The sequence below is a fragment of the Streptomyces boninensis genome, from assembly GCF_048572725.1.
GTDB lineage: Bacteria > Actinomycetota > Actinomycetes > Streptomycetales > Streptomycetaceae > Streptomyces > Streptomyces boninensis.
The window spans coordinates 7,519,010-7,538,559 of sequence record NZ_CP183837.1 but is presented as its reverse complement, the minus strand read 5'-3'; the positions used below and the strand labels follow the sequence as shown (position 1 = coordinate 7,538,559).

The following is a 19,550-nucleotide window of genomic DNA, read 5'->3' as shown; positions in this document are numbered from 1 at the left end:
CGCGAGCGATTGCGTGACAGGGGGAGGTGGTCGCATGACACAGCACACGACACAGCAGCAGCGGCAGTTGGGGACGGGTATCGGCTGGCGGCCGGAGATCGCGGCCGGGATCGATCGGCTGCCGGGCATCGACTGGGTCGAGGTGGTGGCGGAGAACATCTGCCACGACCATCTCCCCGACGCGCTCGTCCGCCTGAGCGACCGCGGCGTCACCGTCGTACCGCACGGCGTCGGCCTCGGCCTCGGCGGCGCGGAGCGCCCCGACCCGGGCCGCCTGGTCGCGCTCGCGCAGCGGGCCGAGCTGACCGGGTCGCCGCTGGTCACCGAGCACATCGCGTTCGTACGGGGCGGCGGGCCGCTGACCGCGTCGCCGCGCCTGGAGGCCGGGCACCTGCTGCCCGTGCCGCGCACCCGCGACGCCCTCGACGTGCTGTGCGCCAACGTCCGCATCGCCCAGGACGCGCTGCCGGTGCCGCTCGCCGTCGAGAACATCGCGGCGCTCTTCGCCTGGCCGGACGAGGAGTTCAGCGAGGGCGAGTTCCTGTACGAGCTGGTGGAGCGCACCGGCGTCAAGCTCCTCATCGACGTGGCCAATCTGCACACCAACCACGTCAACCGCGGCGAGGACCCGGCGAAGGCGCTCGACCAGCTGCCGCTGGAGGCCATCGCGTACGTGCACGTCGCCGGCGGCTTCGAGCGCGACGGGGTGTGGCACGACAGCCACGCGCACCCGGTGCCGGAGCCGGTGCTCGACGTGCTGCGGCAGCTGTGCGCGCGGATCAGCCCGCCCGGCGTGCTGCTGGAGCGGGACGAGAACTTCCCGCCGGTCACCGAGCTCGCCGCCGAGCTGGACGCGATCGGCCGTATCACCAAGGACACCAAGGAAACCCGGGGGATCGTCCATGCCTGAGATCTTGAACGAAGAGGAAGAGCTCACCGCCGCCCGCGAGCGCCTCGCCCTCCGCCAGACCGCGCTGCTGTCCGCGCTCGTCGCGGGCACCCCGGCGCCCGAGGGCTTCGACCGGGCCCGGCTGCGGGTGCAGGCGCGGGCGCTGGCCGCGAAGCGGGCGGATGTGATCGCGAAGATCGCGCCGGAGCTGCCGCGGATCCTGGGCGGCGCGTATCGCAAGGAGTTCCTCGCGTACGCCGCCGAGCACCCGCTCACCGGCGGCTACCGGCAGGACGCCCTCGCCTTCGCCCGCCTCCTCCTCGACACCGGCAAACCGGCCGACGCCGCCGCCCGCCGCGAGCTGCGCCGCTGGTGGCGCGACCGGCGCGCCCCCGCGCCGCACCGCTCGCGCGAACTGCTGCGGCAGGCCCGCGGCGTGCTCGGCCGCGGGTGGCGGCGCTGATGCTCGCGCTGACCGGAGCCGCCGTCGTGGCGATCGTCGCGGCCACCGTCTGGCTGGCGGTCGCGGCGGCCCGCGGGCGGCGCACGGCCCCGCCCGCCGCGCCCGGCTGGCTCCCGGAGATGGCGCTCGACGCCGCCTTCCTGGCCGGCGGGCCGCGCCGAGTGGTGGATACGGCGATCAGCACCATGCATGCGGACGGACGCCTGCAGCTGGACCACTACGGGCACCTCCAGGTGGTGCAGCCGGTGGCGCACCACCCCGTGGAGGGCGCGGTGCTGGCCGCCTGCGGCCCGCAGTGGGCGGCGGATGTCGAGGTCGTACGGGACGGGGCCATGCGCAGCGCGGAGGTGCAGGCGGTCGGGGACGGGCTGGCGGCGCGGGGCATGCTCTACCGGCCGGAGGCCGTGAAGGCGTGGAAGGCCGCCGCGGTGTTGCAGCGGTGGGCCAGCATCGGCTCGTTCGTGCTGCTGTTCCTCGTCGCGTTCGTGTCCGCCGACCCCGGGGACGACTACTTCTTCAGCATCTTCCCGGTGCTCTTCGTCTCGGTCCTGGCGGCCGGCATCGGGCAGGCGATGGCGCCCAGGGGGCGGCTCACCAAGGCGGGCTGGGACGCCCTGGCCCAGCTGAACCGGCACAATCCGTGGGCGCCGGCCGGCACCCAGCCGTACGGTCCCGGCGTGCCAGGCCTCGTCGCCGTGGGCGGCGTGGCGGCGCTGGCGGCCGGGCCGCTGAAGGACGCGCTGAAGGCGGGCGCGGCCGGCGGGTCGAAGCCGTCCGGCGGGTCGGTGTTCTTCGGCTCGTCCGCCGCCGACACCGGGGCCGCGTGGTGCGGCTCCTCCGGCGGGGGCGGAGGCGGCTGCGGCGGCTCCTCCTGCGGAGGCGGGGGCGGCGGAGGCGGCGGCTCGTCCTGCGGAGGCGGGGGCGGCGGCGGAGGCGGCGGCGGGGGCGGGGGCTGACGCCGCGAAACGGCCCAACGTACCAACACCAAACGTCAGTTGGGCCGTTTCCTCGAACGCGTGACGGGATCTGCACAGATCTCACTAGCGTGCGGTGCCGCACCAGGAGGCACCATGCGAACTGTCACCGGCACCGGACTCGTCATCTCCGCCCTCGCGGCGACGCTGGCCGCGCTGCTGCTGCCGGTGCTCACCTTCCGCGGCGGGCCGGGGGCCGGCATCACGCAGACCGTGGCCACGCAGTTCGGGCCGCTGTCCGCCGCCGACCGGGACTTCGTCATCCGGGTCCGGCTGGCCGGGTTATGGGAGATTCCGGCGGGCCAGCAGGCGCAGGAGCGGGGCGTCTCACCGGCCGTACGCATCGCGGGTGAGCACCTCGTCGACGGCCATACCGCCCTGGACGCCTCCGTCCGCAAGGCCGCCCGCAAGCTCGGCATGGAGCTGCCCAGCCAGCCCAACGCGCAGCAGCAGAAGGCGCTGGACGACCTGACGCGGGCGAGCGGGTCCGGCTACGAGAAGAAGTTCGCGAACATCCTGCGCCTGGCCCACGGCAAGGTCTTCGCCCTGATCGGGCAGATCCGCGCCACCACCCGCAACAACCTCGTGCGCGCACTCGCCGACGAGGCGAACACCACCGTGCTCGACCACATCACCGTGCTCGAGGAAACCGGCCTGGTGGACTTCGACGCCATCGTCCGGGACGCGGAGACGGCATCGCCGCTGCCGACGCCGTCCGTGCCGCCGCCGTCGCCGAAGGCCTCCCGCCAGGACGTCACCCCGGCCGAGCCGCCCAGGTCCGCGCGTACCTATCCGCTGCCCCCGCCCACCCAGCGACCGGAGAGGAGCGGCAAGCCGAAGCCGCCCGGCAAGCCCGGGCCGCCGAGCAAGGGACCCAAGCCCCCCGAGCAAGAGAAGAAGTGACCCCCATGCACCACCCCCCACCGCACAGACGGCGCCTGGGCGCCAAGCACCTGATATTCGTGGCGTTACTGGCCCTGCTGGGCTCCGGCGGCACCTTCGCGCTGGTGACGACGGGCAGCGCGTCGGCGCACCGGACGCCGCCTTCGCCCTCGCCGTCACTGCCGTCCGCGGGCGAGCCGTCGGCCGGCGCGAGCGAGACCGGCGCGCCCCCGTCCAGCGCTTCCCCGTCCAGTGCAACCCCGTCCCCCTCCCACTCCGGCGACCACGCCGGCCCCGTGCCCGAGGACTTCGCCGACATCGCCACCGGCGCCCGCGCGGAGCGCCCCCGCAATCAGCGCGGCGCCTCCACCGGCAGCTTCACGTCCCGCTGCGGCCGCAACACCGAGGGCCATCGCAACCCGGACAATTTCATCGTCACCCCGGGCGTGCAGAACGGCGCCCACCACCAGCACGACTACGTCGGCAACCTCTCCACCGACGCCTTCTCCACCGCAGACTCCCTCCGCGCCGCGGACACGACGTGCGGCAACGGCGACAAGTCCGCGTACTACTGGCCGGTCCTCCGCGACCGGACCGCGGACGAGAACGCCGACGACGCCGACGGCAACGTCGGCCGCATTCTCACCCCCGCCCGCGTCTCCCTCAGCTTCCGCGGCAACCCGGCCTCGAAGGTCACCGCGATGCCCGAAGACCTGCGCGTCATCACCGGCGACGCGAAGGCGTTCACCAATGGTCCTGCCAACGCCCGCGCCCAGTGGACCTGCACCGGGGCGGGCGGCCGCGTGCTCACCGACAAATACCCGAGCTGCCCGCGGCGCAGCGATGTCGTCCGCATCCTCGACTTCCCCAGCTGCTGGGACGGCACCAATACGGACAGCGCCAATCACCGCACCCACATCGTCTTCCCCGACCGCGCTTCGGGCCGCTGTCCGTCCGGCACGAAGCCGGTGCCGCAGCTGCGGATGCGGCTGACGTACGACGCGCCCCGGGCCCCGGACTTCGCCGTGGACTCGTTCCCGGAGCAACTTCACAAACCGGTCACCGACCACGGCGATTTCGCCAACTTCATGCCGACTGACGTCATGAACCGGGCCGTTCGGTGCATCAACGGCGGCCGCCGCTGCGGCTGACCGAATGCTGGAAACCTCTGGCGCTCATGTGACGACCTGGCATACAAATCCGCCATGTGGGTGCTCCTGCTAGTCCTCGCCTGGGTCGTCGCCCTGATCTCGTGCGGCCGCCTCTGCCTGGCCGCCGTGGCGGCCGCCCGGCTGCCCGAGCCGCCGCCGGCCGTCCGCGACGGGAGCAAACTCGCGCTGCGTGAGACCGCGTTCCTGGCCGGCGGCCCGGCCCGGGTCGTCGACGTGACGCTGGTACGGATGGCGCGGGAGCGGCGGCTGCTGCTCGCCCACACCGGCTGGGTGTCGGTCGCCGCCCCCGAGCCGCGCGACGACATCGAGGCCGCCGTGCTCGCCGCCATCGGCCCCGGCGGCCAGGCCCGGATCCCGCTGGTGCGCATCGCGGCCGCGGCCAACGAGGCGATGGAGGCGCTCGACGACCGGCTCGCCGCCATGGGCCTCGCCGTGCCGCGGGAGACCAGGGACGGGGTGCGCGGCGGCATCCGGCAGGTGCGGATGGCCGGGGCCGCCGATGTGGCGCTGGCGCTGACGGCGGGGGTGCTGCATCCGGCAGGGACGGGGGCCTCGCTGCTGTGGGGCTGGTTCGCGCTGCCGCTGGTGCTGGTCACCGGCTGCCTGGTGGTGGCGTGGATAGAGGTCCACCCGTACACCCAGTGGGCCTCGATCCCTGGCCAGCAGCTGCTCGCCCGCATGGGCGTCCCGCGCCCGCGCCGCGGCGGCGCCGACGACGGCCTGGGCGAGACCGAGGACGAGGCGGCGCTGCTGACCGCCGTGGCCGTGCGCGGCCCCGCCGCCCTCCCGGAGGCGGGCATGCGGGCGGCGCTGGCACCGTCCATGCGCAAGTAGCCCGCCATCTGACGACACCCCGGCGCGCGTCCTTTACTTCCCTAACTGACCAGCGAATTATCCCTTTTATCCCGGTCAGCCTCCGAAGAAGGGACCCATGTGAGGGCTGCTGCCGCGCTGTACGGAATTGTCGGATCACTCGCCCTCACCGCTCTGGCAGCCGCCCCGGCCGCAGGCACCGGCCCCGCGACGGCCTCGCCGGAGACCCGCGGCGTCGCCACGGCCGTCGCCGACGCCGCCGCGGACGGCATCAAGTGGGGCCGCTGCCACCCCGACGAGGAGCTGGCCGCCCCGGCGAAGTGCGGCACCGTCTCCGTACCCCTGGACTACGCCCACCCCGAGGGCCGCAAGCTCAAGCTCGATGTCAGCCGCGCCAAGGCGACGGAGCCGAAGGAGCGGCAGGGCGCGCTGGTCTTCAACCCGGGCGGCCCCGGCGGCTCCGGCATGTACTTCCCGCAGCTCGCCGCCTCCCCCGAGTGGTCAAAGGTGGCGAAGGCGTACGACTTCATCGGCTACGCGCCGCGCGGCGTCGAGCGCACCGGGCGGATCTCCTGCCAGGACCCGAAGGTGTTCAACAAGGCCCCGACGGACAGCCCGCAGCGCCCGACCGAGGCCGAGAAGCGCGAGCGCATCGCCGAGGCCCAGGCCTACGCCCGCGGCTGCGCCAGGATCCCGGGCCTGCGGCACTACACCTCGCTCAACAACGCTCGCGACCTCGAGGTCCTCCGCGCCGCCCTGGGCGAGAAGAAGCTGAACTTCGTCGGCGCCTCGTACGGCACCTACTTCGGCGCCCTGTACGCCACGCTCTTCCCCCAGCACGTCCGCCGCTTCGTCTTCGACAGCGTCGTCGACCCGCGCCCGGAGCAGATCTGGTACGGCAACAACCTCCGCCAGTCCGCCGCCTTCGAGAAGCGCTGGGCCGCCTTCCACCGCTGGGCCGCGGGGCACGACGACTCGTACCGGCTGGGCAACAGCGCCCGCGAGGTGCGCGCCGCGTACGAGAAGGTGCGGGCCGCGGTGGAGGCGAAGCCGGCCGGCGGGAAGATCGGCACCAAGCAGCTGCAGTCCGCGTTCCTCAAGACCGGCTACGCCGACGAGTACTGGCCGTACGCCGCCACCGCCCTCTCCGACTACCTGGCGGGCAAGCCGCAGACCCTGGTGGACTTCGCGGCGGTCAGCCCCGAGGACCACGAGCTGGAGGAGAACGGCAACGCGGTCTACACGGCCGTCGAGTGCAACGACGCCCCCTGGCCGCGCGACTGGGCGACCTGGGACCGCGACAACACGGCGCTGGCGCGCAAGGCCCCCTTCGAGACGTGGGACAACGTCTGGATGAACCTTCCCTGCGCCTTCTGGCCCACCGCCCAGCAGCGCCCGGCCGAGATCGGCACCCAGCCGGGCGCCACGCCCCCGGTGCTGATCCTGGCGGCCGAGGACGACGCGGCGACCCCGTACGCGGGTGCCCGCGAGCTGCTGTCCCGCATCCCCGACGCGTCGCTGGTCACGGAGCGGGACTCGGGCTCGCACGGCATCTCCGGCGGCCCGAACCAGTGCGTGAACGGCCACGTGGACGCGTACCTGCTGCACGGCACCACCCCCGGCACCAACGCGCTGCAGGCCAACGGCAACAACGGCGCCTCCCCGCGGGAGGCGACCTGCGCGCCGCACAAGACGCCGAAGGGCGACCGTCAGGTGCTGCCGGGGGACGCGGGCTGATCAGCGGGTCGATCAGGCCAGGTCGGCGACCAGCTGGGAGACCTCCTTGCGCCGCCCGGTGAAGAACGGCACCTCTTCCCGTACGTGCATCCGGGCCTCCGAGGCCCGCAGGTGGCGCATCAGGTCGACGATCCGGTACAGCTCATCGGCCTCGAAGGCGAGCAGCCACTCGTAGTCGCCGAGGGAGAAGGACGCGACGGTGTTGGCGCGCACGTCCGGGTAGCCGCGGGCCATCTTGCCGTGGTCGGCGAGCATCCGGCGGCGGTCCTCGTCGGGGAGCAGGTACCAGTCGTAGGAGCGCACGAAGGGGTACACCGAGACGTAGTTCCGCGCCGTCTCGTCGGCGAGGAAGGCCGGGATGTGCGACTTGTTGAATTCGGCGGGCCGGTGCAGCGCCATGTTCGACCAGACCGGCTCCAGCGCCCGGCCGAGCTTGGTGCGGCGGAAGCGGTTGTACGCGTCCTGCAGCTCGTCCGCGGTCTCGGCGTGCCACCAGATCATGACGTCGGCGTCGGCGCGCAGCCCCGACACGTCGTACGTGCCGCGGACGGTGACGTCCTTGGCGGCGAGCTGGTCGAAGAGCTCCTGCACCTCGTCGGCGTATCCGGCGCGGTCCTCCGGCAGCACGTCCTTCAGCTTGAAGACGGACCAGAGGGTGTACCGGATGACCTCGTTGAGGTCCTTGGCCTTCTTGCCGGCGTTGGGGCTCTTCTGGGGGGCGGCTGCAGCGTCAGTCATGCACCCATTGTCCCAGCTCCGCCCAGCAGCTCGTCGGCGGCCCGGTAGGCGGAGGCGATGCAGGCCGGGATGCCGACGCCGTCGTACGCGGCCCCGCACACGGCGACCCCGGCGGGCAGCCCGGCGCGGATGCGGGCGACGCGGCCGAGGTGGCCGACGGGGTACTGCGGCAGGCCGTCGTTCCAGCGGACGACCTTGGCGGCGACCGGCTGGGCGGCGAGCCCGGTGGCGTCCTTGAGGTCCTGCTGGGAGATCTCCACGAGCTCGTCGTCCGTACGCTGCAGGATCTCCGTCTCGCCGTACCGGCCCACGGAGGTGCGCAGCACGACGAGGTCCGGGTCCTCGTCGGCGATCCACCCCCACTTCTGCGAGGCGAAGGTGGCGGCCTTGATGCGATGCCCGTCCACGGGCGGGACGAGGAAGCCGCTGCCCGCGGGGAGGTCGGCGTCCGCACGGCGGTAGGCGAGGGTGGTGAGCGCCATGGAGGCGTACTCGATGGTGCGCAGCTCCGCGGCGGCCGCCGGGCCGTCGTGGTCGAGCAGGCGGGCGGCCTGGGGGGCGGGGACGGCGAGGACGACGGCGTCGGGGGTGAGGGTCCGCTCGCCCGCGTGGAGCTCCCAGCCGTCGGGGGTGCGGCGGAGGCGGTCGACCGGGCAGTTCCGTACGATCTCGGCGCCCCGGGCCCGTACGGACTCGGCGACGGCGAGCGGGAGGGTGCCGACGCCGCCCTTGATGCCCATGAATACGGGCCCGGTCTGCTGCCGCTCGGCGGCCACTCGCTGCAGGTCCGCGACGCCGTCGAGGAGGGAGCCGTGGGTGCGGGCGGCCTCGTAGAGCTGCGGGACGGCCATGCGGAGGGAGATGCGGTACGCGTCGCCCGCGTACACCCCGCCGAGGAGCGGCTCGACGAGCCGGTCGACGACCTCGCGGCCGACGCGGGCGGCCACGTACTCGCCGACGGCGATGTCCTCGCCGACCTCGGTGGGCGGCAGCTCGCGGTCGCGGCCGATCCGGGCCAGGCCCTCGTCGGACAGCACGCCCGCCAGGGTGGCGGCGTCGGCCGGGACGCCCATCACATGCCCCTTGGGCATCGGGCGCAGCTCGTCCCTCGTCCACAGCGAGGCCCCGGCGGTGGCGGGCGGCTGCAGCCGGTCGGCGAGGCCGACCTCGCGGGCGAGCGCGATGGCTTCGGGGCGGCGGGCGAGCATCGACTCGGCGCCCAGGTCGACGCGCACGCCCTCGATCTCGCCGGCATGCAGCTTGCCGCCGAGCCGGCCGGAGGCCTCCAGCACGGTCACCCGTGCACCGCGGTCGAGGGCCCGGTGGGCGGCGGCGAGACCGGCGATACCGCCTCCGACGATGACGACGTGCGAGCTGCTCATGCCCCCAACTCTCTCACCCGATAACGATTGGGTACGCCCCGCACCCCGCGCGCAACCTGCCGCCCCCACCCCCCGTCGAAGGGGCACGACACTCACCAGGGCCCGGGGGTCACCATGCGCAGACACATCGGCTTACTGCTCACGGCGCTGCTGGCGGCAGTGCTCGCCCTCACGGCCGCGGGCTGCGGCGGCGCGGGGAGCGACGACGCGAGCGGCGGGGACGGCAACAAGGCCGCTGCGGACGACAAGGGCAAGGCAGAGGACGGCGCCGATGCCGGCAGCCGGCAGCTCAAGCCCGGCCAGCAGCAGAAGGCCCAGGAAAAGGCCAAGCCCGTCAAGGCCGTCCCCACGGCCCTGATCCGCACCGCCTCCCTCACCATCAGCACCAAGGCCCCCCAGGACCTCGCCGCCTCCGCCCGCACCGCCGCCGAGACCGCGGGCGGGTACGTGGGCAACGAGCGGACGACCACCAGCCGCACCGTCCTCACCCTCCGCGTCCCGACGGCCGAGTACGAGGACTTCCTGAAGGACATCACCGGCCTCAAGGGCGGCAAGCTCACCGACCGCGGCGAAAAGGTCCAGGACGTCACCGACCAGGTGGTCGACGTCGAGAGCCGGATCAAGTCGCAGCGCGCCAGCGTCGACCGCATCCGCAAGCTCATGGACGATGCGACCAAGCTCAGCGACGTCGTCTCCCTCGAAGGCGAGCTCAGCTCCCGCCAGGCCGACCTGGAGGCGCTGCAGACCCAGCAGAAGAGCTTGAAGGACCGCACCTCCTTCGCCACCGTGACGCTCACCCTCACCAAGAAGGCGCCGCCCGCGGAGAAGGCCGACGACGACACCACCATCCCCGCCGCCCTCTCCGGCGGCTGGAACGCCTTCGTCGACACCCTCCGCTGGATCGGCATCGTGCTGGCCGCGGTGCTGCCCTTCGCCGCCGTGATCGCCGTCTTGATCCTCGGCGTGCGCCTGCTGCTCCCGCGCCTGCCGCGGCGTGCGCCCGTCTCTGCACCAAGCAAGGAGGAGTGAGACTCCGCCCTGGCGCGGCGCGGCGGCATCGCACACCGTAGCGTTGCCCTCACAGCCTTACGGTGTGAGGCGCGAAGGGAGCTCGGTATGGGGGCCAAGCAGCGGCTTGTGGTCATCGGCGGCGATGCGGCGGGCATGTCCGCGGCGTCGCAGGCGCGCCGTATGAAGGGCGAGGACGAGCTGGACATCACCGCCTTCGAGCGCGGCCGGTTCAGCTCGTTCTCGGCCTGCGGCATCCCGTACTGGGTCGGCGGCGACGTGCCCGAGCGCGATCAGCTCATCGCCCGTACGCCCGAGGAGCACCGGCGCCGCGGCATCGACCTCAGGATGCGCACCGAGGTCACCGAGATCGACCTGGACCGCCAGTGCGTGCGCACCCGCGATCTGGAGGAGCCCGGCGCCGAGGAGCGCTGGCACGGCTTCGACCACCTGGTCATCGCCACCGGCGCCCGTCCCGTACGCCCTCCGCTGCCCGGCATGGATGCCCCCGGCGTGCACGGCATCCAGACCCTCGACGACGGCCAGGCGCTGCTGGACACCCTCCAGAAGGAGGAGATCCGCAATGCGGTGGTGATCGGCGCCGGCTACATCGGCGTCGAGATGGCCGAGGCGCTGCGGCACCGCGGCGCCGAGGTGACCGTCCTGGAGCGGGACGAGCAGCCGATGTCGACGCTCGACCCGGACATGGGCGCCCTGGTGCACGAGGCCATGAACGGCATGGGCATCCGCACGGTCACCGGCGCCCCCGCCAAGGAGGTGCTCACCGGGCCCGACGGCCGGGTGCGCGCGGTGGCGACGGAGGGCGGCGAGTACCGGGCGGACGTCGTCGTCCTGGGTCTCGGCGTACGACCCGAGACCGGCCTCGCTCAGCAGGCCGGGCTGCCGCTGGGCGAGTCCGGCGGGCTGCTGACGGACCTGGCGATGCGGGTGCGCGGCCACGAGAACGTGTGGGCGGGCGGCGACTGCGTCGAGGTCCTCGACCTCGTCTCGGGCCGTACCCGGCACATCCCCCTGGGCACCCACGCCAACAAGCACGGCCAGGTCATCGGCCGCAATGTCGGCGGCGGCGTGGCCACCTTCCCCGGCGTAGTCGGCACGGCCGTGAGCAAGGTCTGCGACCTGGAGATCGCCCGTACCGGGCTGCTGGAGAAGCAGGCGCGGGAGGTGGGTCTGCAGTACGTGACGGCGAAGATCGAGTCGACCAGCCGGGCCGGCTACTACCCGGGCGCGGCGCCGATGACGGTGAAGATGCTCGCCGAGCAGCGCACCGGGCGGCTGCTGGGCGTGCAGATCGTCGGCCGTGAGGGTGCGGGCAAGCGGGTCGACATCGCGGCGGTGGCGCTGACGGCCCAGATGACGGTGGAGCAGATGACGGCGCTCGACCTGGGGTATGCGCCGCCGTTCTCGCCGGTGTGGGACCCGGTGCTGGTGGCGGCGCGGAAGGCGACGGCAGCCCTTGCCTAACCTATCGAAACTCGATAGATTCCCATCGTAAGTCGATGGGAGGCCCCGGTATGGGAAAGATGGCTGTCGGTGCGCTGCGCGCCGTGCTCGGACTGGTGCTCGCGGGCACCGTATGCGTGCAGGTGCTGATGCTGTGGACGCTGCTCAGCGGGAACGACCCGGAGGACGGCTCCCTCCCGCTGACCCCGCTGCGGGTGATCGTGATCCTCGGCATGGTGGCGGCGCAGGTCGCCGTGGTCTGCGTCGGGCGGCTGGTGGGGATGGTGCGGCGCGGGACCGTGTTCTCGCACGACGCCTTCCGGTACGTGGACGGGGTGATCGGCTCGATCGTGGCGGCGGCGGTGCTGTGGTTCGTGGTCACGGCCATCAACGCGCCGGACCAGCGGGACGACCCGGGCGTCACGCTCATCATGGGCGGGATCGGGGTGGCCATCCTGGGGGTCGCGCTCATCGTGTACGTGCTGCGGATGCTGCTCGCCCAGGCCGTCGCGCGCGACGTCGAGGCCGCGCAGATGCAGGCCGAGCTCGACGAGGTGATCTGATGCCGATCTCCGTCGACATCGATGTGATGCTGGCCAGGCGGAAGATGTCCGTGGGCGAGCTCGCCGACCGCGTCGGGATCACGCCCGCCAACCTGGCGGTCCTCAAGAACGGCCGCGCCAAGGCGGTGCGCTTCGCGACGCTCGCGGCGCTGTGTGAAGTGCTCAAGTGCCAGCCGGGCGACCTGCTGCGCTGGGAAGCCGAGGACGGCGCGGGCGGCGCGGACGGCTGAGGCTTGTCCACCGGTCGGTGGACAAGGAGTCCCACCGGCCGGTGCTCATGCCAACCCGGGCCTCCCGACCAGCATGAATGGCATGACTAACACCCCTGTACGCATGGCTCGCTGGAGCGCCCTGCACCCGTGGCGGGCGATCATCGGCTGGTTCGTCTTCGTGGTCCTGTGCCTGGGCGCCGGGATCAGCACGGGGACACACGAGGCCACCACCAAGGACTTCTGGGTCGGCGAGGCCGGCCGCGCCGAACAGCTGGCGACCGAGGCCGGGATGCAGCGCAAGCCGGTCGAGCACGTCACGATCCGCGGCGGTACGGGCGCCCAGGCAAAGGCCGCGGCCAAGGACGTCGCCGCACGGATGGCGAAGCTCCCGGAGGTCGCGAGCGTCGCGGACCCGGTGCGCTCCCGCGACGGCGGCACCTACCGGGTGTCGGTGGCGCTCAAGGGCCCGGAGCTGGAGGGCAAGAAGAACGTCGTACCGCTGCTCGCCGAGACCGAGAAGGCGGCAAAGGCCCACCCCGGCCTCGACATCGAGGAGACCGGCTCTCCCGCGATCAGCAAGGGCGTCAACGACCAGCGCGGCAAGGACCTCGCGCTCTCCGAGCGCATCTCGCTGCCGGTCACGCTGATCACACTGCTGGTCGTCTTCGGCTCCGCGGTGATGGCGGGTGTGCCGCTGCTGCTCGCGCTGACCTCGATCGCCGCGGCCCTCGGCCTGAACATGCTGGCCTCGCACCTGATCCCGGACGCCGGTCTGGGTACGAACCTGATCCTGCTGATCGGCCTGGCCGTCGGCGTCGACTACACGCTCTTCTACCTCAAGCGGGAGCGGGAGGAACGGGTCCGCGCGGGCGGCCGGCTGTCGTCCGAGGCGCTGGTCGAGCTGGCGGCGGCGACGGCCGGGCGGTCGATCGTGATCTCCGGGCTCGCGGTGATCGCCTCCACGGCCACGCTCTATCTCGCCACCGACGTCATCTTCTCCTCGCTCGCCACCGGCACGGTCCTCGTCGTCGCGGTCGCGGTGGCCAGCTCGCTGACCGTACTCCCGGCGCTGCTGGTCAAGATCGGCCGGCGCACCGAGCGCCGGGCCGAACGCCGGGCCCGCCGCGGCAAGGCGCCGCGTCCCGAACGCGCCGAGACCGGCCGGTTCTTCGCCGCCCTGCTCCGCCCCGCCCAGCGGCGGCCCGCGCTCACCCTGGTCGTCTCGGTGCTGGCGATGCTGGCGCTCGCGCTGCCCGCGCTGGGCATGAAGCTGATCGACCCGGGCCGCGACACCTTCTCCCGCGACATCCCGGCGATGCAGGCGTACGACCGGCTGACCGCCGACTTCCCCGAGCTGCTGGTGAAGCAGGAGGTGGTGGTGCGGAACGCGCCGGCCCAGGAGGGTGCCGTACGGAAGGCGCTGACGGAGCTGGACGGGCGCACCCAGGCGGACCCGCTGTTCGCGAAGCACGACGCTCCCGTGCTGCACACGTCGGCCGACGGCCGTACGAGCGTGCTGGAGGTGTCCGTGCCGCACGCCGCTCAGGCCGACGAGGCGGTCACGTCGCTGGAGCGGCTGCGCGGCGAGTACATCCCGGCCACCACCGGGGAGTTGAGCGGCGTGGAGACCGCGGTCAGCGGTGATGTCGCGCGCGGGCAGGACTATGTGCACCATGAGCGCGGCAAGCTGCCGCTGATGCTCGGGGCGCTGCTGCTGGTGACCTTCCTGATGACCGTCTGGGCGTTCCGGTCGGTGGTGATCGGGCTGCTCGGCGTCGTACTCAACCTGCTGTCCGCCGCCGCCTCGCTCGGGCTCATGGTCGCGGTCTTCCAGGGGACCTGGGCCGAGGGGCTGCTGGGCTTCGACTCGATCGGGGCGATCGCGTCGCGGGTGCCGCTGTTCCTGTTCGTGATCCTCTTCGGTCTTTCGATGGACTATCAGGTGTTCGTCGTCAGCCGCATCCAGGAGGCGCGGCAGCGCGGGCTGTCGTCGCGGGAGGCGGTGCTGGAGGGCATCTCGCGGTCGGCGAAGGTGGTCACCAGCGCGGCCGTGGTCATGGTCACCGTCTTCGGCGGCTTCGTCGCCCTGCACCTGGCGGAGATGAAGCAGATGGGCTTCTGCCTCGCGGTGGCGGTGCTGCTCGACGCGGTGGTGATCCGGATGCTGATCCTGCCGGCGGCGCTGCTGCTCCTCGGCGACCGCGCCTGGTGGCCGTCGCGGCGGGCCAGGGCCCGTGCCGTACGGTCCGAGCAGGCCGTCCCCGTAGGCTGACGCAGCATGAGCAGCGCCTCTTTGCCGACCGATCCGCAGCCGCCCGCCGAGGCCCTTGGGGCGCACCGGCTCCACCGCTGGTACGACGCCTGCTGGGTGGTCTTCGGCCTCGCCCCCTCGGCCCTCGCCCTGCACGACGGCGGCCGGGAGGGCTGGGCCTCGGCGGCGGTGCTCACCGTGCTCGGCGTGAGCTACGCGGTGCTGCGGCTGTGGCCGGCGAACCCCGTGATCCGCCCGCTCGTCTTCCTGTCGCTGCTGATGCTCGGGGTGGGCGCGATGGCGGGGCTGCCGGGCGGCGGGGCGGCGCTGCTGATCGTGTCGCTGCCGATGTTCTGGATCTACGGGAACGGGCCGCGCCGCGCGATCGCGCTGAGCGGCGCCGCCACCGCCGCCACCATCCTCGGCGGCGTCCTCGACGACGGCTGGAGCCCCGACTTCGGCACCGGCAACGCCACCGCGGCGCTCCTCGGCTACGCCGCCGGCACCATGATCGGCCTCTGGCTGCACCACATCGCCACCCGCAACGACGCCCGCGCCGAGCAGCTGGGCGCGGAACTCGAGGACACCCAGCTCCAGTTGGCCGAGGCCCACCGCCGCGAGGGCGCCCTCGCGGAGCGCGAGCGGCTGGCGCGGGAGATCCACGACACCCTTGCGCAGGGCTTCGCGTCCATCGTGGTGCTGGCGGAGGCGGCCCGTACGGCACTGGAGTCCGACCCGGCGCGGGGCGCGCAGCAGCTGCACTCGATCGAGCAGACCGCGCGGGAGAACCTGGCGGAGGCGCGGGTCCTGGTCGGCGCCGGCGCGCACGGCGGCGGTCCGGCCGGTGCCTCCGCCGGGGCGCTCCGCCGCACCCTCGACCGCTTCACGGAGGACACCGGCATCCCGGTCACCGCCGAGCTGCCGGACCTCGGCCCCGGCCTCGACCAGACCACCCGCATCGCCCTGCTGCGCTGCACCCAGGAGTCCCTCGCCAACGTCCGCAAGCACGCCGCCGCCTCGGCCGTGAGCGTCGTGCTGACCGCGGGCCCCGAAACGATCGAGCTGGAGATCATGGACGACGGCCGCGGCTTCCTGGTCGCCGAAGCAGAGGGCTTCGGCCTGGACGGCATGCGCCGCCGGCTCGCCGAGCTCGGCGGCGAGCTCACCGTGACCAGCTCCCCCGGCGACGGCACCCGCGTCCTCGCCGTACTTCCCGCGAAAGGGCAGGACTGACATGCCGAAGCTGCGCGTCATCATGGCCGACGACCACACGGTCATGCGTACGGGCCTGGTGGCCCTGCTCTCCGCGGAGCCGTCCATCGAGATCGTCGGCGAGGCGGGCGACGGCCGCGCGGCGGTCTCGCTGGTCGGCGAGGTGCGCCCGGACGTGGCGCTGCTCGACCTGCGGATGCCGGTACTCGACGGGGTCGGCGCCACCGAGCGGATCGTGGCGCTGTATCCGGAGACCCGGGTGCTGATCCTCACCACATACGACACGGACGCCGAGATCGAGCGCGCTGTGGAGGCGGGCGCGACCGGCTACCTGCTCAAGGACGCCACCCGCGAGCGCCTGGTGGAGGCGATCCACGCGGCCGCCCGCGGCGAGACGGTCCTCGCCCCGCGGGTCGCCCAGCGGCTGGTGGCCCGGATGCGCCGCCCGGCGCAGGTGGAGCTCACCAGGCGCGAGGTGGACGTGCTGACCGCCGTCGCCGACGGCCTGTCCAACCCGGAGATCGGCGAACGCCTCTTCATCGCCGAGGCGACCGTGAAAACCCACCTGCTCCGCGTCTTCGCCAAGCTCGACGTCAGCGACCGCACCCGGGCGGTGGTGGTGGCGATGGAGCAGGGGCTGCTCAAGCGCCCTTAGCCGAGCCGTCCAGCGCCACCGCCAGCAGCGGCGCCACCTGCTCCACCTGCCAGGGGCGGGCGCCGTGGCCGGTCAGGACGCCTGCCACCGACTCCTGCGAGAGCTCCGCCGGCGGCTCCCAGCAGAGCCGCCGCACCGTGTCGGGGGTGATCAGGTTCTCCTGCGGCAGGTGCAGCTCCTCCGCGCGCGCCGTCACCGCCGCGCGGGCCGCCGTCAGGCGCGCCGCGGCGGCCGGGTCCTTGTCGGCCCAGGAGCGGGGTGGCGGGGGGCCGTTGAGGGTCTGGCCCTGCTGCGGGAGCTCCGACTCGGGCAGCGTACGGGCGCGGTCCACGGCGGCCAGCCACTGCTCCAGCTGCTTGCGGCCCATGCGATGGCCGAAGCCCGGCAGCGCGGCGAGGGCGCGCACATTCGACGGCAGGTTCAGCGCCGCCTCGACGATGGCGCCGTCGCCGATGACCTTCCCCGGCGAGACGTCGCGCCGCTGCGCGACATGGTCGCGGGCCGTCCACAGCTCGCGCACCACGGCCAGCTGCCGCCGCTTGCGGATCTTGTGCATCCCGGACGTACGCCGCCACGGGTCCTTGCGCGGCGGGGGCGGCGGCGCGGCGGCGATCGCGGCGAACTCCTGCCGGGCCCACTCCAGCTTGCCCTGCGCCTGAAGCTCCTCCTCCAGCGCATCGCGCAGGTCGACGAGCAGCTCGACATCCAGCGCGGCATAGCGCAGCCAGGGCTCGGGCAGCGGGCGCGTCGACCAGTCGACGGCGGAGTGGCCCTTCTCCAGGGCATAGCCGAGGACGTTCTCGACCATGGCGCCGAGCCCCACCCGGGGGAACCCGGCGAGCCGGCCGGCCAGCTCCGTATCGAAGAGCCTGCTGGGGCGCATGCCTATCTCGTGCAGGCAGGGCAGATCCTGGGTGGCGGCGTGCAGCACCCACTCGGCGCCGTTGATCGCCTCGTCCAGAGCGGTCAGGTCCGGGCATTCCACCGGGTCGACGAGCGCGGTGCCCGCGCCCTCGCGCCGCAGCTGTACGAGGTAGGCCCGCTGTCCGTAGCGATAGCCGCTGGCGCGCTCGGCGTCTACGGCGACGGGGCCCTCACCAGCGGCGAAGGCCTCGACGGCGCGGCCGAGTGCGTCGGCTGACGCGGTGACTGCGGGGATGCCCTCGCGCGGCTCGAGGAGCGGGACCGGCGCCGGAGCGGTGTCCGGGGCTTCTGCGGTGCTACGCGGCTCACTCTTTCCAGCAGAGGTGTGTGCAGCGGTGTCTTGGGCGTCGGTCACGTGTCAAGAGTATCTGTGTGTGAGGAGCGCAAGCGCCCGTCGACGGAACGTTCCGTCGACGGGCGCAGCGTTTGTGTATAGGGCGATACGGCTAGTGAATGATCCCCGTACGCAGCGCTACGGCCACCATCCCGGCCCGGTCGCCGGTGCCGAGCTTGCGGGCGATGCGCGCGAGGTGGGACTTCACGGTCAGCGCCGACAGGCCCATGGAGACGCCGATGGCCTTGTTCGACTGGCCCTCCGCAACCAGCCTCAGGACCTCGACCTCACGCCCTGACAGCTCCCGGTAGCCACCGGGGTGCCCGGGCGCGCCCTGCTGCCCCGGCTGGCCGCCCTGGCCTGGCTGGCCGGGAGCTCCGGGTCGGCGGTGCAGGGCTCCGGCGCGGGCGCCGATGTGGGCGGCTCCCGGCCGGGTCATGCTCAGGTTGGTGCGGGTGCCGGTGACGACGTAGCCCTTCACGCCGCCCGCGAGGGCGTTGCGTACGGCTCCGATGTCGTCGGCCGCCGACAGGGCCAGGCCGTTCGGCCAGCCCGCGGCACGGGTTTCCGACAGCAGCGTGAGACCGCTGCCGTCGGGGAGGTGGACGTCGGCCACGCAGATGTCGCGCGGGTTGCCGACTCGGGGACGGGCCTCCGCGATGGACGACGCCTCGATCACGTCGCGCACCCCGAGCGCCCACAGGTGGCGGGTCACGGTGGAGCGGACGCGGGGGTCGGCCACGACGACCATGGCCGTCGGCTTGTTGGGGCGGTAGGCGACCAGGCTTGTGGGTTGCTCGAGGAGAACAGACACCGGGCCTCCTGATGGCGGTGCGGGGACGGGGACCGGCTTGGGGAAAGCCGGGACTTTTCCGTACTGGAAGGGTCATTCACCTCTTCGGCACCAAACCCGGCGGGCTTTAGTGAATGATCACGAATAGGTGAGAATCCTTCGTTACGGGTTTCGCACGCGCGTCCCCGTACTCGTTCCGGCTAGCACTAACGCGAGGACTGCGACCCCCGCCGCCGCTGCGGCAGCGTGACGACGCCGGCCTCCGCGAGGGACTCCGGCGGCGCGGGGGGCAGCCCCGCGCACTGGCACAGCAGCTCGCACCACGCCGCGAGATGCGCGGCGAAGTCCGCGGCCGGCCCGGGCGCGGACTTCGCCGCGCATCTCGCGGCGTGGTCCGCGGCCGGCCCGGGCGCCGTCGCCGACTCCCGCGGCGTCCAGGACGCCCGGATCTCGATCTTCGTGGACGGCTCGTGGTCCGCCATCCCACCGAAGTAGTGCGACGCGGCCCGCGTCACCGTCCCGCTCGGCTCCCCGTACACGGCGCCGCGCAGGTCGAGCGCCCCGGTCAGCCAGGACCAGCACACCTCGGGCAGCAGCGGGTCGGCGGCCATCTCGGGCTCCAGCTCCGCCCGTACGATCGTGACCATCCGGAAGTTGCCCTGCCAGGCCTCATGCCCGTCCGGGTCGTGCAGCAGCACCAGACGCCCGTCGGCCAGCTCCTCGTCGGCGTCCTCGACCAGCGCCTCCAGGGCGTACGCATAGGGCGCCAGCCGTCGCGGCGCGCGGATCGGTTCCAGCTGCACCTCGGGGCGTACCCGGGCAGTGCGCAGTGCCTCGATGCTTTGCCGGAAGGCCAGCGGGGTGTCGGAGTTGTTCTGTCCCTCCCCTTCGGGAAAATCCATCGTTCCGTCCGCCAGATGTCCAGAAGCCGCAGCCATGCGGGGAAGACTAGGGGGAACGGCGGCTTCAGGTGGGGATGACACCCGGGTTCCGCGGCGGCTTGGCCAGGACCTTGCGTTGGCGTGGCGCGGAGTGGTGGGTGCTCGTGACGGGACATTCCCGCGCTCGTGCGAGGATTCACATG

The 19,550-nt window shown here is 73.0% G+C and carries 17 protein-coding genes and 1 pseudogene; 13 read left to right on the top strand and 5 right to left on the bottom strand.

The features are described 5' to 3' along the window. Positions 1-34 precede the first annotated feature (34 nt). The 6 genes and pseudogenes from ACNNMR_RS34325 (at position 35) to ACNNMR_RS34300 (ending at position 6,930) form a co-directional block, all read left to right on the top strand. Positions 35-1,352, top strand: a pseudogene (locus tag ACNNMR_RS34325) (DUF692 domain-containing protein). Continuing rightward, on the top strand, positions 1,352-2,308 hold the full coding sequence (locus tag ACNNMR_RS34320) for a TIGR04222 domain-containing membrane protein (protein WP_419998586.1): 957 nt from the start codon (positions 1,352-1,354) through the stop codon (positions 2,306-2,308). Before ACNNMR_RS34325 ends, ACNNMR_RS34320 begins: the two are co-directional and overlap by 1 nt. 114 nt (positions 2,309-2,422) lie before the next feature. Next, positions 2,423-3,229 carry a DUF4142 domain-containing protein gene (locus ACNNMR_RS34315; protein ID WP_419998585.1) on the top strand — a complete coding sequence of 269 codons (807 nt, stop codon included), beginning with the start codon at positions 2,423-2,425 and terminating at the stop codon, positions 3,227-3,229. A 5-nt stretch (positions 3,230-3,234) separates the two neighbouring features. Continuing rightward, a complete protein-coding gene (locus ACNNMR_RS34310; protein WP_419998584.1) occupies positions 3,235-4,359 on the top strand; it encodes a DUF1996 domain-containing protein in 1,125 nt (374 codons plus the stop codon). A gap of 54 nt (positions 4,360-4,413) precedes the next feature. Next, the gene (locus ACNNMR_RS34305) at positions 4,414-5,214 is read left to right on the top strand and encodes a TIGR04222 domain-containing membrane protein (protein WP_419998583.1); all 801 of its coding nucleotides are present in this window, start codon (positions 4,414-4,416) and stop codon (positions 5,212-5,214) included. A 99-nt stretch (positions 5,215-5,313) separates the two neighbouring features. Beyond that, positions 5,314-6,930 (top strand): alpha/beta hydrolase, encoded by a 1,617-nt coding sequence (locus ACNNMR_RS34300; protein ID WP_419998582.1) that lies wholly within the window; start codon positions 5,314-5,316, stop codon positions 6,928-6,930. Between the two features lie 12 nt (positions 6,931-6,942). Here the strand turns inward: ACNNMR_RS34300 and hemQ are convergent, their stop codons facing one another. Both hemQ and hemG read right to left on the bottom strand, forming a co-directional pair. Next, complete coding sequence (gene hemQ, locus ACNNMR_RS34295; protein WP_419998581.1) at positions 6,943-7,668, bottom strand: hydrogen peroxide-dependent heme synthase; 726 nt, start codon at positions 7,666-7,668, stop codon at positions 6,943-6,945. After that, positions 7,665-9,119, bottom strand: a complete 1,455-nt coding sequence (gene hemG / locus ACNNMR_RS34290; protein WP_420000582.1) for a protoporphyrinogen oxidase — start codon at positions 9,117-9,119, stop codon at positions 7,665-7,667. The genes hemQ and hemG overlap by 4 nt, the downstream gene beginning before the upstream one ends. Before the next feature lie 45 nt (positions 9,120-9,164). On the opposite strand from hemG, the gene ACNNMR_RS34285 reads away from it, so the two are divergent. From ACNNMR_RS34285 to ACNNMR_RS34255, 7 genes are all read left to right on the top strand, one after another. Further along, on the top strand, positions 9,165-10,079 hold the full coding sequence (locus ACNNMR_RS34285; protein WP_419998580.1) for a DUF4349 domain-containing protein: 915 nt from the start codon (positions 9,165-9,167) through the stop codon (positions 10,077-10,079). Positions 10,080-10,166: 87 nt separating this feature from the next. Beyond that, positions 10,167-11,543: an FAD-dependent oxidoreductase gene (locus ACNNMR_RS34280; protein WP_419998579.1), complete on the top strand. Its 1,377-nt coding sequence runs from the start codon at positions 10,167-10,169 to the stop codon at positions 11,541-11,543. Positions 11,544-11,593: 50 nt separating this feature from the next. Further along, positions 11,594-12,085, top strand: coding sequence for a DUF2975 domain-containing protein (locus tag ACNNMR_RS34275; RefSeq protein WP_419998578.1), 492 nt, complete (start codon positions 11,594-11,596; stop codon positions 12,083-12,085). Then, positions 12,085-12,315 carry a helix-turn-helix domain-containing protein gene (locus ACNNMR_RS34270; RefSeq protein WP_419998577.1) on the top strand — a complete coding sequence of 77 codons (231 nt, stop codon included), beginning with the start codon at positions 12,085-12,087 and terminating at the stop codon, positions 12,313-12,315. The genes ACNNMR_RS34275 and ACNNMR_RS34270 overlap by 1 nt, the downstream gene beginning before the upstream one ends. Positions 12,316-12,397: 82 nt before the next feature. Then, positions 12,398-14,569, top strand: coding sequence for an MMPL family transporter (locus tag ACNNMR_RS34265; RefSeq protein ID WP_419998576.1), 2,172 nt, complete (start codon positions 12,398-12,400; stop codon positions 14,567-14,569). A gap of 6 nt (positions 14,570-14,575) precedes the next feature. Continuing rightward, complete coding sequence (locus ACNNMR_RS34260; protein WP_419998575.1) at positions 14,576-15,781, top strand: histidine kinase; 1,206 nt, start codon at positions 14,576-14,578, stop codon at positions 15,779-15,781. A gap of 1 nt (position 15,782) precedes the next feature. Next, positions 15,783-16,415, top strand: a complete 633-nt coding sequence (locus tag ACNNMR_RS34255) for a response regulator (protein ID WP_419998574.1) — start codon at positions 15,783-15,785, stop codon at positions 16,413-16,415. Here the strand turns inward: ACNNMR_RS34255 and ACNNMR_RS34250 are convergent. From ACNNMR_RS34250 to ACNNMR_RS34240, 3 genes are all read right to left on the bottom strand, one after another. Further along, on the bottom strand, positions 16,402-17,694 hold the full coding sequence (locus ACNNMR_RS34250) for an HRDC domain-containing protein (RefSeq protein WP_419998573.1): 1,293 nt from the start codon (positions 17,692-17,694) through the stop codon (positions 16,402-16,404). The genes ACNNMR_RS34255 and ACNNMR_RS34250 overlap by 14 nt on opposite strands. A 91-nt stretch (positions 17,695-17,785) precedes the next feature. Then, on the bottom strand, positions 17,786-18,487 hold the full coding sequence (locus ACNNMR_RS34245) for a LuxR C-terminal-related transcriptional regulator (protein ID WP_419998572.1): 702 nt from the start codon (positions 18,485-18,487) through the stop codon (positions 17,786-17,788). A gap of 185 nt (positions 18,488-18,672) precedes the next feature. Further along, the gene (locus ACNNMR_RS34240; RefSeq protein ID WP_419998571.1) at positions 18,673-19,404 is read right to left on the bottom strand and encodes a DUF3000 domain-containing protein; all 732 of its coding nucleotides are present in this window, start codon (positions 19,402-19,404) and stop codon (positions 18,673-18,675) included. Positions 19,405-19,550 lie beyond the last annotated feature (146 nt).